Raw genomic sequence first — 14,507 nt, 5'->3', positions numbered from 1 at the left:
GAGTTAGACCCCAAGCACCCGATCGAGATAGGGGTTTGCAAAGACTCGATGCGGATCAAGCCGGTCACGCACGGCCGCAAACTCACCAAATCTTGGGTACTGATCAGCGAAGTAAGCCGAGTCAAGCGAGTGCATCTTGCCCCAGTGCGGCCTGCCTCCATACGAACGCATGATCGCCTGCACCTCGGCGAAGTAGAGGCGGTGATCCTCTTTGTAAAAACGGTGAACGGCGATATAACCGCTCTCGCGGCCGCTCGCGGTCGAGAGCATCAGGGAGTCGGAGGCAGCGTTACGCACCTCAATCGGGAACGAGATGTTGAACCGCTTGCGGGAAATCATGTGCTCGATGTCGCGCACCGCGTGCGGCACGGCCTCGAGGGGAACCGCGAACTCCGACTCGCGAAAGCGCACCCGCCGGTTCGTAATGAACACCCGGTACGAGCGGTCGGTGTAGTCACGCACCGACGAAACGCCGTTGATGAGCCTATTGATCGTGGGAATCGACCTTGGCACAACCCGTTCGACGTTGACCACTGCCCCGAGCAACGTGTTATTCACGAATTCCTCATCGAGCCAACGCGCAAAGGCGCTCGGTGCACTGATGCCCGCGCTCTCTGGCAAGCGAGTGTTGAACTTCGTGCGCACCGTGTCGGTGTGCGGAAACCAGAAGAACTCGAAGTGGTCGGTGCTGCGCGCAAGCTCGTCGTAGTTGTCGAGCACTTCTCGCAGCTGGGCCGTTCCCTCCTGCGCGCGAAGCAAAAAACTCGGCACGCACTGCAGCGTGATCGTCACGATCGCTCCGAGAGCGCCGAGGCTCAGCGCCGCTGCGTCGAGCAGGTCACGGTCACTCTCGTCAATCTCGAGCACCTCGCCCTCCCCCGTCACCAGCGTGAGCCCGACGATCGCGGTCGCGAGACCCCCGAGACCGAGGCCCGTGCCGTGGGTTCCGGTCTGCGTGGCGCCACTAATCGTTTGCCGGTCGATGTCACCCATGTTCGCGAGCGCGAGGCCAAGAGGATCGAGGATGCCCGGCAGCTCCCACAGGTGCGTACCCGCCCACAAGGTTACCCTGCCCCGTTTGACATCGGCGCTCACGAGACCGCGCAGGTTGCTCATGTCGATGCGAATCCCGTCGGTCGCACCGATCGCCGTGAACGAGTGTGATGCGCCGATCGGCTTCACCCCGTGCCCCGTCTCGGCGGCTCGCTGCACAGCGAGCTGAACCTGTTCGACCGTGTTCGGTGCGATCGAGAGTGCGGGCGTGCACCGCTCTGTGCGTGCCCAGTTGCGCCACGTTGCGCTCATGAGAAGACCTTTCCCTCGCCTCGATAGGTTGGCACCTCACCAACCTTCTCGTCCTGTGAAACGAGTGCGACCTGAGCGACATGCTCCATCACCTCGCCAGACTTCGCGTGCCGCATCCACACGCGGTCACCGACCCCGAGCGCCGCTGCGTTGGCGCCCAGGAGTGGTGTCTGCACCTCGCCTGCGCCCTCGCGGCCCGCAAAACTGAGCCCGCGTGGCCAGACCGGCTGCGGCAGCCTATCGGGGCCAGCGACCCCCGAAGCGATCCACCCGCCTGCAAAGACCGTCGCGGTCTCTGGAGTCGCCTTGCGCACGACGTCGAGGGCGTAGCCGACGGCCGGCGCCGGGGTGAAATGCTGATAGTGGTCAAAAATGTGCGGCCCGTACAGCCCGCTTCCCGCGGCAACCTCGGTGATCGCGGGCTCAGAAACGGTGCTCTCAACCGACCCGGTGCCGCCACCGTTCACGAACTCAAGCTCGGCGACCTCTCGCACGAGACCGATCGCTCGCGCTCGTCGTTCGCGCAGCTCGTCGGCGCTCTTGGCCTGAATCACGCGCATCGCGGTTCCCATGATGGGATTACCCTTTGGCGCGTTCTGCACGCCGGCGATCTGCGCCTCGTATGACATGACGGCGACAAGCGTGAAGCCCGGCCTCGCGATCACGGTCTCGGCGAGCGAGCGTAGCTCTTCGGGCTCGTGTACCGGCGAGCGAAAGACCCCGACGTTGCCGAGCAGCGGGTGCCGCCATGACGAGTCGAAGTCGAGGCAGACGCCAATCGTTTGACGCCCCGCTGGCGGCACGACCGAGTCGATGAGGTCGAGCTGCTCGACCGAGTCAATCATGACCGTGACTCGACTTGCCGCTTGTTCGTCGGCAGCGAGCGCCGCGATTGCCGCGCGATCGGCCGTCGGATAGGCCACGAGCACGTCGTCGATGGTCGCTGAGAGCCACACCGCCTCTGCGAGCGAGTACGCGAGCACTCCGCGGTAGCCGGGCAGCCGCAGGACGGTCTCAAGCACCTCGCGAACGCGGATCGACTTCGATGCCACCCGAATCGGCAACCCACCGGCCCGCCGCAAGAGGTCATGCGCATTGTGTGTGAGCGCGTCGAGCTGAATCGCGACGAGCGGGGCCGAGAACTCCTGCGTGGCATCATTCATGCCGCCCCAGTAACCGTCAGGGTTCAGCCGCCAGGGCTCTGCGTACGCCCGGTCACGCAGCTTCGCGTCGTCGAGAGAGAAGACCATGGCCTGATTCTAGGCGACAACCTCCCATGCGAGCACAAAGCGCACCCCTTTTGGCGTTTCTCACGAAAACCGGCAGCAAGAAGTGGTTGAAGAGCCCTTCGGCTCACAACGACTCAAACGCCGCCGAATACACGTTTACTGATCGAGTCGTAGAGAGACGACATCGCCCGTCTGATCATCGACCGTCACGTGTACGACCGTTCCCGGCTCAGACAACGCCCCTTCGAGCCATACCGTCTTCGGTGTGGTCGGCTCGGGCTCGGCAGCGTTGAATACCGATGACGTTCCAAATGCCCAGCCCGCAACAAAAGTAACCGCTGCCACGGCGACCGCCACGACCAACGCTCTCGGCTTGATCTGCTGTGTTTCTTGCATCAGCTTCCTCACTTTTAAAGCAAGCCGTCTTCACCATCTGGTGAATATTCGCACGTCTTGCCCTCACGTTTGAGTGTAGCGACGACCTGCGACACCGACAAGGGTCGGTTATGATGCGGCGAGAGTGGTCACGATATCGCCACTTCTTTCGTACTGTTTTCGGTACCCCCAGTCGGACTCGAACCGACACTGAAAAGATTTTAAGTCTTCCGCCTCTGCCAATTGGGCTATGGGGGCGCATGCGCTCACTCAATTCTAGAGTGTTCCCGGCCCATGCTGCTGAACGGCGTGCCGATGGGTACAGCAAAGGCCCCGGGTAGGGCAGTACCCGGGGCCTTACGCTCCGACGAGTGTGTCGGAAGTTGCTGGCGGCGCTCTCGCCTACCCCACCAAGCTTGCTGAGGTTCTCGTGAGCGTCAGGCGGTTACGCCGAGAGGCGGTCGCGCAGTGAGTCGAGCTGGCCCTGCAGCGCGGCTGGCAGGCGATCACCGAACTGAGCAAAGTACTCGTCGGTGAGGCCGCACTCTTCGAGCCACGAGGCGGGGTCAACGGCAAAGAGCTTCTCCAGCTGCTCGCCGGTCACGTCAGTGCCCTCAAGCTTCAGTTCACCGTCGGCTGGAACGCGGCCGATTGCGACCTCGCGGCCTTCGACCTCGCCCTCGACGCGACGCATAGCCCAGTCGAGCACACGCGAGTTGTCGCCGAAGCCTGGCCACAGGAAGCTGCCGTCTTCGTCACGACGGAACCAGTTGACCTGGAAAATCTTGGGCGCCTTGTCTCCAAGCTTCTCGCCCATCTCGAGCCAGTGGCCCCAGTAATCGGCCATGTTGTAGCCGCAGAAGGGCAGCATCGCGAAGGGATCGCGGCGAAGCTCGCCCACGTTGCCTTCCTGAGCGGCAGTCTTCTCTGAAGAGATGGTCGCGCCCATAAAAACACCGTGTTCCCACGAGAGCGACTGAGCGACGAGCGGCACGTTGGTTGCGCGACGACCACCGAAGAGGATCGCGTCGATGGGAACGCCATCCTGTTCGAACCAGTCATCTGCGAGGGTCGGGGTCTGCTGAATCGGCACCGTGAAGCGCGAGTTCGGGTGAGCCGCGGGGCTCTCTGAGTCTGGGGTCCAGTCGTTGCCGAGCCAGTCGATGAGGTGATCGGGAACCTCGTCGGTCTTACCTTCCCACCACACGTCACCCTCATCAGTCAGTGCGACGTTCGTGAAGATCGTGTGACCCCAGAGGGTTTCCATTGCCACGGGGTTCGTCGACTCACCGGTGCCAGGAGCAACACCAAAGAAGCCCGCCTCTGGGTTAATCGCGTAGAGGCGACCGTCTTTACCGGGGCGAAGCCACGAGATATCGTCGCCGATCGTCTCAACCTTCCAGCCGGGAATCGTGGGCTGGAGCATCGCAAGGTTCGTCTTGCCGCAGGCCGAGGGGAACGCAGCGGTGAGGTGGTAGGCCTTACCCGAAGCCTCGTTCGTGAGCTTCAGCAGCAGCATGTGCTCTGCCATCCAACCCTCGCTGCGACCCATGACGCTCGCGATGCGAAGCGCGAAGCACTTCTTCGAAAGCAGCGCGTTGCCGCCGTAGCCCGAACCGTATGACCAAACCTCAAGCGTTTCTGGGAAGTGCGTAATGTACTTCGTGTCATTGCACGGCCACATGACGTCTTCTTCACCCTCTTCAAGGGGTGCGCCGACCGAGTGCACGGTGCGCACCCACTCGCTACCCTGGGTGATGCCGTCGAGAGCGTCCTGACCCATGCGGGTCATGATGCGCATGTTCAGCACAGCGTATGGCGAGTCGGTGAGCTGAATACCAAGCTGTGAGATCGCGCCGCCAATGGGGCCCATTGAGAAGGGCACGACGTACATCGTGCGGCCGCGCATTGAACCATCAAAGAAAGGCTTCAGCTCTGCCTTCATCTCAGCGGGAGCGCGCCAGTTGTTCGTGGGACCTGCATCGGCCTCGTTCTCTGAGCAGATGAAGGTGCGGTCTTCAACACGCGCCACGTCTGCCGGATGTGAACGCGCGAGGAAGCTCCCCGGGCGCAGGTCTTTGTTAAGGGGAATCAGCGTTCCCGCATCGACCATCTCTTGCGCGATGCGATCCCACTCTGCCTGCGAACCGTCGCACCATTCGATGCGAGCGGGCTCAGTCTGCTCAGCGACCTCAGTCACCCACTTGAGAATTTCAGGATTGGTCGTGGTCGCGTGCTCTGCAACAAGCTCAGCAATGCTCATATAGATACTGGTTCCTCTGCCCATGAACTGTATTCGTGATTAGTTCCGGATCAAACGTCATGTGAAATCCGGGTGAACATTTCAATATTCTCAGACCGATACTGGCAAACCCTGCAAAATCGGTTGTCAATTTTTGCAAAAATTGCTTTATAGTAAAAATATGACTCCTACGAGCGCACTCCAAGACGCTTTTGGCGACTCGAACCACCTCATCAGAGGAAAACGCATTCGCTTTTACCGCACCCAAGCAGGTCTCACCCTCGAGCAGCTCGGCGCCAAAGTGGGTGTCGGCCCCAGCCAACTCTCGCTCATCGAAAACGGCCGACGTGAGCCAAAACTCTCACTCCTCGAGGCCATCGCACGCGAACTCGACACCACGCTCTCTGTCTTGCTCAGCGACGAAGCGCCAGATCGCCGCAGTGCTTTCGAGATCGAGCTGGAACGTTCTCAGCAGGGTGTGCACTACACCGCCCTTGGCCTCCCCGAGATCAGAAACGTGCGTGGCCTCACCGACGAAACCCTCGAATCACTCGTCGGGTTGCATCGCGAACTGCTCAGACGCGCGCGGGCTGCCAGCGCAACGCCAGAGGAAGCTCGTCGAGCGAACACCTCGATCCGCCATTTCATGCGTGAAAAAAACAATTATTTGCCAGAGATCGAAACACTCGCGACCGATCTTATGGCCTCGGTCGGTCACGTGAGCGGTGCCGTCACTCACCGCACCGTCGCCGTGCTTGCCGAGTCCCTCGGGTTTACGCTCATCTTCGTCGATGATCTGCCCTCGAACACGCGCAGCATCACCGATCTTGAAAACGGGCGCATCTATCTTCCGCCGGCCTCGATTCCCGGAGGGCACGGCCTGCGTGCCCTCGCGTTTCAGGCCATGGCGCACCGCGTGCTCGGGCACAACCCTCCCGCGAGCTACGCCGAGTTTCTCGAGCAACGGCTGCAAATCAACTACTTCGCGTCAGCCTGTCTCATGCCGGAGGCCGCGACCGCAGCATTTTTGCAAAACGCGAAGGCCGAGCGCAACCTCGCGATCGAAGACCTGCGTGACGCTTTCGGAGTCACGCACGAGGCCGCGGCACACCGCTTCACGAACCTCGCCACGAAGCACCTCGACCTGCAAGTGCACTTTTACCGCGCCGACGCGCACGGGGCGCTGCTGCGCGGCTACGAAAACAACGATCTTCCCTACCCCGTCGACGCAAGCGGATCGCTCGAAGGTCAAGTCGTGTGCCGCTACTGGGCCGGGCGAACGGGCTTCAAGCGCCGCAACCGCACGAGCGAGTTCTACCAGTACACCGACACCCCCGAGGGCACCTACTGGGAGACGAGCCAGATTGGCGACCTCGGCAACTCGGGCGCTTTCTCGATCACCTGTGGCGTGAAGTTTGACGACGCAAAGTGGTTCCGTGGGCGCGACACTCACGTTCGCACTGCCTCGACCTGCCCCGACGAGAACTGCTGCCGCAAACCGAGCGACGCCCTTGCCGAACGCTGGGAGGGGTCGGCTTGGCCGAGCGCGCGCATGCACGCACACATTCTCTCGCCGCTGCCCACCGGCTCGTTTCCGGGCGTTGACGACACCGAAATGTACGAGTTCCTCTCGGCGCACGCGCCTGAACTGTAGCGGGGCCACCGCCGCGACGTTAGGTTAGTGCGGGCTGGCCGGTCTCGGGTGCTGGCCTGGCCGTTTCTGGTACTGAGCTTGAGTTCCGGCCTCGGGTTCCGGGCTGGCCAGCCTCGGGTGCCGGCCTGATCCGCCGAAAATTTCGTTTACTTGACGAAAAGCAGGGTGTAATCGCCAAAACACCCTACTTTTCGTCAAGTAGACCGCGAAAGGCCGCGCAAAGCCCGCAAGACCGCGAAAAGTCGCGGGAGGCCACGCAAGGCCGCGCAAAAGAAGACCGCGCAAACGCACGAACGCCCCCGGAGCCAAAGCTCGAGGGGCGTTCGTTAAGCTTTCGAGGCGCTAGTCAGCCTTGGGGCGTGACGCGAACTCTTCGAAGATCGCGCGCGGCTCAAGCGACGCCTCGATATTCACGATGTCGCGGCCCAGGAAGAAGTGGCCAACCCAGCCACCAAACACACGCCACTTGCGCTCCCACGCGGGAATGGCAAGGCCGTGGTAGAAGCGGTGTGCGAGCCAGGCGATGTAGCCGCGAAGCGCGATCTTGCCCGACTGGAACACGCCGGTGTTCATGCCGAGGCCTGCGACGGCGCCCTGGTTCTTGTGGTTGTACTCTGCGGGAGCCTCGCCGCGCAGCACGGCGACGATGTTCTTCGCGAGCAACTTGCCCTGGCGCACAGCGTGCTGAGCGTTCGGCACGCAGAAGCCGCCGGGGCCAGGGGTCGACGAGATGTCGGGGGTCTGCGAAGTGTCGCCAGCGGTCCAAGCGCCCTCAAGCACCTTGCCGTCTTCGGTCGTGATCTGCAGCGTGGGGCTGCCGACGACGTGCCCGCGAGGGCCGATGGGAAGGTCGGTGCCGCGCAGGAAGGGGCGAGGCATAACGCCAGCGGTCCAGACGATGAGGTCTGACTCGTACTTCTCGCCCGTCGAGAGCTCGATGTTGCCGTCGACTGCCGACGAGAGCTGAGTGTCGAGGTGAATGGTCACGCCACGACGGGTCTGGTCTTTCACAACCCAGTCGGCGGTCTTCTGCGAGACCTCGGGCATGATGCGGCCCATAGCCTCAACGAGGTGGAACGCCGTCTCGTCGAAGGTGATCTCGGGGTAACGTCGCAGGAGGTTCGTGGCGAACGAGCGCAGTTCGGCAACAGACTCGATGCCGGCGAAACCGCCGCCAACGACCGTCACGGTGAGTAGGCGTGCGCGCTCTGGCGAGCCCTTCGGCAGCAGTGCGGCGCGCTCAAAGTTGCCAACCATGCGATCGCGAATGGCGATGGCCTCTTCGATCGTCTTCATACCGATTGCGTTGTCGGCAATACCGGGAATCGGGAAGGTGCGCGAAACCGAACCGGTCGAGATGACGATCTGGTCATACTCGAACTCGTAGGGCTCGCCAACGTTCGGGGTGATCGTCGCGGTCTTGGTCGCGTGCGAGATGCCGGTGACCTTGCCTGCAATGTTTGCGGTGTGCTTGAGGTGACGACGACGGGCTACGACGGCGTGACGGGGCTCAATCGAGCCTGCTGCAACCTCGGGAAGGAAGGGAAGGTAGGCCATGTACGGCAGCGGGTCAACAATCGTGACCTCAGCTTCGCCCGATCGGAGCCACTTCTCGAGCTTCCACGCAGTGTAGAAACCTGCGTAACCACCACCGACGATCAGAATCTTTTTAGCCACGAGGCTATTCTCCTTGCGTGTGATATTCAGAGGGGCGCCCTTCGAAACATTCGTTGAGCGCTGCAGACGTTTGGTATACGCCTAACCCCACTATCCTAAGGCATACCGAGCTCAGATCACGATTTCCTGAGAACGAAACAGCGGCGGATCATGAGCTGGTTACGCCCAGATCACAGGCGCCCGTTGTCTTCGCCACAGGAACGTTGTGACGAAACTCGCAGGAATCACCGCGTATCGGTATGACCGACTGCGCAAAGTTGGTTAGAGCACAAGGCCAGAATCACGAATGGCGAGATCGCCAATTGGGTTCACTCCGGGGCCGGCAGCGAGGGCGTGGCCGATGAGTGCGTGCAGGCACTTAACGCGCGTCGGCATGCCGCCAGCGCTCACGCCCTGCACTTCAGGAACCTCGGCGACCTGGTCGCGATCGGCGACGTACGACGCGTGCGCAGCACGGTAGGCCTCGGCGACCGACTCATCGCTCGCGAGCAGTTCGTTGTACTCAACCATTTTGCCCTCGGCTTCAAGCCGTGAGGCCGCTTTCACGGCCTCGGGGTGGGTGAGGTAATAGAACGTCGGAAACGGGGTACCGTCTTCGAGCCTCGGAGCGGTCGCGACGACCGCGGGAATGCCAGCTGAGTCACGCGCGGCAATGCCGACCACTCCCCTGGCCTGGCGGCCGAGCTGTTCGCTCACGGTATCAATGTCTACCTGCGTTGCATCGTCAAGCTGCACGATCGTTCCTTTCGCGCGGTGGCGTTAGCGGGTGGTAAGGAGCTCTTCGGGCTCAGCGGTCGTTGTTCCAGCGCCGAGAACCGAGGCTGCGAACTCCGCGGTCCAGCGGCGCTCGGTCGGGGTGAGCTCCGTACTCACCGAGAGTTTTTCGTCTTCGGGAATGATCACACCGTCTTCGATCACGGTGAGTTGCACTTCTCCGGGCATCACGTAGAAAAGGCGTTCCCTGGCCTGTGCCCGAATGTACACGGGATCTTGCCATTTGTGTTGTTCTTGCTCGATCTCATCGAGCGATGCGCGGCGCTGCTCGACACTCTCTTGCAATTGAGCGATTTCACGCTGCTGCTGCAGGTAGGTCGAAAAGCTGGGCGCGAGTACCACCGCAGCGATCAGCACGAGGCTCAAGATGGTGGCGGTGAGGCCACTCATCTTGAGGCTCTGAAACCACAGGCGCATGTCGCCGCGTGAACGAGGCTCACGGGCGACACGCTCCTCGCGCCGACGCTTCACGGTCTATTAGCCCTGAAAGCGCGGGAACGCTGCGCGGCCTGCGTAGCGTGCTGCATCGCCGAGGTCTTCTTCGATGCGCAGCAGCTGGTTGTACTTCGCAACACGCTCTGAACGCGCAGGGGCGCCCGTCTTGATCTGGCCGCAGTCGGTCGCAACCGCAAGGTCAGCAATCGTGACGTCTTCGGTCTCACCCGAGCGGTGCGAGAGAATCGCGGTGTAGCCTGAGCGCTGCGCGAGCTGCACGGCGTCGAGGGTCTCGGTGAGGGTACCAATCTGGTTCACCTTCACGAGCAACGAGTTGGCAGCGCCCTTTGCAATGCCGTCTGCGAGGCGTGCGGGGTTCGTGACGAAGAGGTCGTCACCAACGAGCTGCACCTTGTCGCCGAGCGCCTCGGTGAGCTTGACCCAGCCCTCCCAGTCGTTCTCATCGAGAGGGTCCTCAATTGACACGAGGGGGTACTTCGCACAGAGATCGGTGTAGTAGGCGATCATGTCGTCTGACGAACGTGACTCACCTTCGAACTGGTAGGCACCCTCTGAGAAGAACTCGGTCGATGCAACGTCGAGCGCGAGAGCGACGTCGGTGCCGGGCTTGTAACCGGCACGCTCGATTGCCTGCACAATGAGGTCGAGTGCCGCAGCGTTGTTGGGCAGGTCTGGGGCGAAGCCGCCCTCGTCACCGAGCGCGGTCGCGAGGCCGTTCTCTTGCATGAGCGACTTGAGCGAGTGGTACACCTCAACACCCATGCGAAGACCCTCTGAGAAGGTCTCGGCGCCAATCGGCACAGCCATGAACTCCTGAATATCAACACCCGTGTCTGCGTGAGCACCGCCATTGATGATGTTCATGAGCGGCACGGGAAGCGTACACGCGGTGGGGCCACCAATGTATCGGTAGAGAGGCAGACCAGCTGAGTCAGCTGCGGCTTGTGCGACCGCGAGACTCACGCCAAGAATCGCGTTTGCACCGGTCTCGCTCTTGTTCTCAGTTCCATCGGCGGCGATGAGTGCCGCGTCAACGAGACGCTGGTCATCAGCAGCAATATCGTCTACCGCGGGGCCGAGCACGGTGTGAACCGCATCGACAGCCTTTTGCACGCCCTTGCCGAGGTAGCGGCCCTTGTCGCCATCCCTCAGCTCGTATGCTTCGAAGGCGCCGGTGGAGGCGCCTGAGGGAACCGCTGCGCGGCTCACTGCTCCATCGCTGAGCGCGACCTCAACCTCAACGGTCGGGTTGCCTCGCGAGTCAAGAATTTCTCGTGCAATGACTGCATCGATATATGCCACCATGAACTCCTCGTAAATTACATCGGGGTTGAACGCCCTGGGCGCCAATAATTACTCTACCGTGACGGCGTTAGCGATCACCCTGTGAACGAACATCGAGATCGCTCGCACTCAGGGTGTCGGGGCGCACGTTTGCGAACTCGGAAAAGCCCTCACCCGCGATGCGGTCAAGCATGGCCTTCATGTTCTTCACGCGCTTTTCAAGGCGCACACGGTGCCCCGCAGCGACGAGCTCTCGTTTGATACTCATGAGCTGTGCCTTCGGCACATCGGTGTCGTAGACGAGTGCGATCGAGGCTGGACCATCATTTTCAGGAAGCTCGATGAGATCGACGACGCGTTCGAAGCCGATCGAGAAGCCGACCGCGGGCACGTCTTGACCGAGGAACCGGCCGACCATGCCGTCATAGCGACCGCCGCCGCCAACCGAGCTGCCTGAAGCCGGGTGGGCGACCTCAAAAATCGTGCCCGTGTAGTACCCCATGCCGCGCACGAGCGTGGGGTCGAAGCGCAGGGTCACGTTGCTCGGAATCGCGTGTTCCAGAGCCTCGCCCAGATCAACAAGGTTTGTGACGCCCTCGCCACCGAGGCCCTCGGGAAGCGCGGCAACAATTTCTTCACGGGTAAGCGCGATGCCCTCGCCGGCGATTTTCGGGGCAACAGCCTCGAGCACCTCGCCCATGCGGGCGGCGGCGGTTGCGTCAAGCTCTTCAAGCTCTTCGACAACGCCTGAGGCGCCAATCTTGTCGAGCTTATCGATCGTGATCAGCGCACGGTCATGCACCTCGGCTTCAAAGCCGCAGTGCGCGAGCAGACCGAAGAGCACCCGACGGTCGTTCACTCGAATCGTCACGTCGGTGAGGCCAAGCTCAGCGAATGCCTGCGATGAGGCCGTCAACAGCTCGATCTCGGCCATGAGCCCGGGCTCGCCAATGATGTCAATGTCGGCTTGCACAAATTGACGGTATCGCCCCTTCTGTGGGCGCTCAGCGCGCCACACTGGCGCGATCTGGATCGAGCGAAACACCGGCGGCAGCTGCGCACGGTTCGTCGCATAGAACCGCGTGAGCGGCACCGTGAGGTCAAAGCGTAGCCCCAGGTCGGCAATTCGTTCGACGCCCTCATCGGCAGCCGCATGAAAGTCGTCGGCAGTGAGACCGCGCTTCAGCACCGAGAACGAGAGCTTCTCATTGTCGCCGCCGAGGCCTGCGTGCAGCCGCGAGTAGTCCTCGAGCATCGGGGCCTCGATCTCGTCGAAGCCGTGAGCGCGGTAGACCCCGCGAATAACGCTGAGCGCATGCTCGCGACGCGCCTTGTCTTGAGGAAGGAAATCGCGCATGCCACGTGGGGCGTTTACCGTCTTTGCCATGCTCACTATTCTTTCACGAGCGAGCGGGCCGAACAAACCATACGAGGGTGCCCCGGGACAAACCTGCTCGGGGCACCCTCGTACTCACTTTCCTAGTGCTTGACGGGCGGCTCAGCACCAAAGCCCGTGAGTGAACGCACCTCCATCTCGGCTGCGAGCGCCTTCGATTCGCGCGTTGGGTCGGTTACGGAGCCGATCCACGCCAGCAAGAAGCCAACGGGAATCGAAATGATTCCCGGGTTCTTGAGCGGGAAGATCGCGAAGTCGACCCCGGCACCCAGCATCGCGGTTTCGTTGCCTGAAACCACCGGCGAGAGGGCGATGAGCCCGACCGCGGTGACGAGGCCGCCGACCATCGACCAAACAGCCCCGCGGGTCGTGAACTTTGACCAGAAGAGCGAGAACAGAATCGTTGGCAGGTTCGCCGAGGCCGCGACAGCAAAGGCGAGCGCGACAAGAAAGGCGATGTTTTGCCCCTGCACGCCGATCCCACCGACGATCGCGAGTGCGCCAATGACCACCGTGGTGATGCGTGCAACCTTGACCTCCTGCTGCGGTGATGCCTGCCCCTTGCGCATGACACTGTTATAGATGTCGTGCGCGAACGAGGCCGAGGCGGTGATCGTCAGCCCCGCGACAACCGCGAGAATGGTCGCGAATGCCACGGCAGAAATGAACCCGAGCAGGAGCGGCCCGCCAAGGAACTGCGCGAGCAGCGGTGCGGCAGAGTTCTGCCCACCAGGCGCTTGAGCGATCGTTTCTGGCCCGACGAAGGCACCGGCCGCAAAGCCGAGCACGAGGGTGAAGAGGTAGAAGATACCGATGAGCCAGATGGCCCACACCACCGAGCGTCTCGCCTCTTTTGCCGTGGGTACCGTGTAGAACCGCATGAGCACGTGAGGAAGCCCCGCCGTGCCTAAGACCAGCGCGAGCGCGAGCGAAACGAAATCGATCGGGTGCGCACCGTATTGCAGCCCGGGCGCGAGAATCGCATCGCCGTGCTGATTCTCGGGGTTTACGACCGCGGCTTCAAGCACCGCCGCGAAGTTAAACCCTTTGAGCGCGAGCACCCAAACCGTCATCGCGCCTGCACCGGCAATGAGCAACACCGCCTTAATGATCTGTACCCAGGTGGTTCCCTTCATGCCACCGATGAGCACGTAGAGAATCATGACAACGCCTACGACCGCGATAACGAGCGACTGGCCTATCTTGTCGTTAATACCGAGCAGCAACGAGACGAGCCCACCAGCGCCAGCCATCTGGGCGAGCAGGTAGAAGAACGAGACCGCGAGGGTGGTGAGTGCTGCCGCCATGCGCACAGGGCGCTGCCTGAGGCGGAACGAGAGCACGTCGGCCATCGTAAACTTCGCGGTGTTGCGCATGAGCTCGGCGACGAGCAGCAGGGCAACAAGCCAGGCGACAAGAAATCCGATCGAGTACATGAAGCCGTCGAAGCCGTTGATCGCGATAGCACCGCAGATACCGAGGAACGATGCGGCCGAGAGGTAGTCGCCCGCGATCGCGAGGCCGTTTTGGCGCCCGGAGAATGAGCGGCCTCCCGCGTAGAAGTCGGCAGCGCTCTTGTTCGTACGCCCGGCCCGCACCACGATCACCATGGTGACCGCGACGAAGGCGAGAAAAATGGTGATGTTGAGCACGGGGCTCTGCTCGGCATTTGCGCCATTCACGAGGTGCATCATGAGGTGACCTCCCGCTGTACCTGTTGACCCGACTCGATGCTCTCAAGCTGCGCGCGAAGCGCTTCAGAGCGGGGGTCAAGCTGCGTGTTCGCGAAACGAACGTAGCCCATGGTGATACCGAAGGTTGTCACGAACTGCCCGAGTCCGAGCCAGATGCCGACGTTCAGCCCCCAAAAGGGCTTCGCCATGAAGTCGTGAGCGTACGCGCCCAAGATCACGAATCCGATAAACCACACCATGAAGGCGAGGGTTAAGGGAAACACGAATCGGCGCAACCGATGTTTGAGCTCTTGAAACTCCGGTGTGTGTTGGAACTGTTCGTAGTCGATCGGGTGAGCACCTTTGCTCTCCTGATCAGACGGGTGATATGACATCGAGGCCTCCTTGCCTGTCAGTACTTTTTTTGGGGGGGGTGGATCGG

Annotated in this window: 12 protein-coding genes and 1 tRNA gene; 1 reads left to right on the top strand and 12 read right to left on the bottom strand. The window is 61.8% G+C overall.

What is annotated here, in order from left to right; all coding sequences use genetic code 11:
- Positions 1–3: 3 nt before the first annotated feature.
- The 5 genes from KTJ78_RS07890 to KTJ78_RS07870 form a co-directional block, all read right to left on the bottom strand.
- The gene (locus KTJ78_RS07890; protein ID WP_217134321.1) at positions 4–1,305 is read right to left on the bottom strand and encodes a D-arabinono-1,4-lactone oxidase; all 1,302 of its coding nucleotides are present in this window, start codon (positions 1,303–1,305) and stop codon (positions 4–6) included.
- Positions 1,302–2,555 carry an alanine racemase gene (locus KTJ78_RS07885; RefSeq protein WP_217134319.1) on the bottom strand — a complete coding sequence of 418 codons (1,254 nt, stop codon included), beginning with the start codon at positions 2,553–2,555 and terminating at the stop codon, positions 1,302–1,304. The genes KTJ78_RS07890 and KTJ78_RS07885 overlap by 4 nt, the downstream gene beginning before the upstream one ends.
- Before the next feature lie 135 nt (positions 2,556–2,690).
- Complete coding sequence (locus tag KTJ78_RS07880; RefSeq protein WP_217134311.1) at positions 2,691–2,930, bottom strand: hypothetical protein; 240 nt, start codon at positions 2,928–2,930, stop codon at positions 2,691–2,693.
- 163 nt (positions 2,931–3,093) lie between these two features.
- A tRNA-Leu gene (locus tag KTJ78_RS07875) sits at positions 3,094–3,167 on the bottom strand.
- A 187-nt stretch (positions 3,168–3,354) separates the two neighbouring features.
- Entirely contained in the window at positions 3,355–5,172 is a 1,818-nt protein-coding gene (locus KTJ78_RS07870) for a phosphoenolpyruvate carboxykinase (GTP) (protein WP_217134309.1), read from the bottom strand.
- 160 nt (positions 5,173–5,332) lie between these two features.
- On the opposite strand from KTJ78_RS07870, the gene KTJ78_RS07865 reads away from it, so the two are divergent.
- Positions 5,333–6,805, top strand: a complete 1,473-nt coding sequence (locus tag KTJ78_RS07865) for a helix-turn-helix transcriptional regulator (RefSeq protein WP_217134307.1) — start codon at positions 5,333–5,335, stop codon at positions 6,803–6,805.
- Between the two features lie 342 nt (positions 6,806–7,147).
- Here the strand turns inward: KTJ78_RS07865 and KTJ78_RS07860 are convergent, their stop codons facing one another.
- The 7 genes from KTJ78_RS07860 to KTJ78_RS07830 all read right to left on the bottom strand — a co-directional run bounded on the left by KTJ78_RS07860 (position 7,148) and on the right by KTJ78_RS07830 (position 14,460).
- Positions 7,148–8,482, bottom strand: a complete 1,335-nt coding sequence (locus tag KTJ78_RS07860) for an NAD(P)/FAD-dependent oxidoreductase (RefSeq protein WP_217134304.1) — start codon at positions 8,480–8,482, stop codon at positions 7,148–7,150.
- A 261-nt stretch (positions 8,483–8,743) separates the two neighbouring features.
- On the bottom strand, positions 8,744–9,217 hold the full coding sequence (locus KTJ78_RS07855) for a DUF501 domain-containing protein (RefSeq protein WP_369808034.1): 474 nt from the start codon (positions 9,215–9,217) through the stop codon (positions 8,744–8,746).
- Between the two features lie 24 nt (positions 9,218–9,241).
- A complete protein-coding gene (locus KTJ78_RS07850) occupies positions 9,242–9,727 on the bottom strand; it encodes an FtsB family cell division protein (protein WP_217134302.1) in 486 nt (161 codons plus the stop codon).
- 6 nt (positions 9,728–9,733) lie between these two features.
- Positions 9,734–11,014, bottom strand: a complete 1,281-nt coding sequence (eno, locus tag KTJ78_RS07845) for a phosphopyruvate hydratase (RefSeq protein WP_217134843.1) — start codon at positions 11,012–11,014, stop codon at positions 9,734–9,736.
- 70 nt (positions 11,015–11,084) lie between these two features.
- Positions 11,085–12,383 (bottom strand): histidine--tRNA ligase, encoded by a 1,299-nt coding sequence (gene hisS / locus KTJ78_RS07840; RefSeq protein WP_217134300.1) that lies wholly within the window; start codon positions 12,381–12,383, stop codon positions 11,085–11,087.
- 92 nt (positions 12,384–12,475) lie between these two features.
- A complete protein-coding gene (locus tag KTJ78_RS07835) occupies positions 12,476–14,086 on the bottom strand; it encodes a monocarboxylic acid transporter (protein WP_217134297.1) in 1,611 nt (536 codons plus the stop codon).
- On the bottom strand, positions 14,083–14,460 hold the full coding sequence (locus tag KTJ78_RS07830) for a DUF485 domain-containing protein (RefSeq protein ID WP_217134295.1): 378 nt from the start codon (positions 14,458–14,460) through the stop codon (positions 14,083–14,085). Before KTJ78_RS07830 ends, KTJ78_RS07835 begins: the two co-directional genes overlap by 4 nt.
- Between the last annotated feature and the right edge of the window lie 47 nt (positions 14,461–14,507).

It is taken from the genome of Leucobacter chinensis, from assembly GCF_019049105.1.
GTDB lineage: Bacteria > Actinomycetota > Actinomycetes > Actinomycetales > Microbacteriaceae > Leucobacter_A > Leucobacter_A chinensis.
This window is presented reverse-complemented; position numbering and strand designations above follow the sequence as displayed.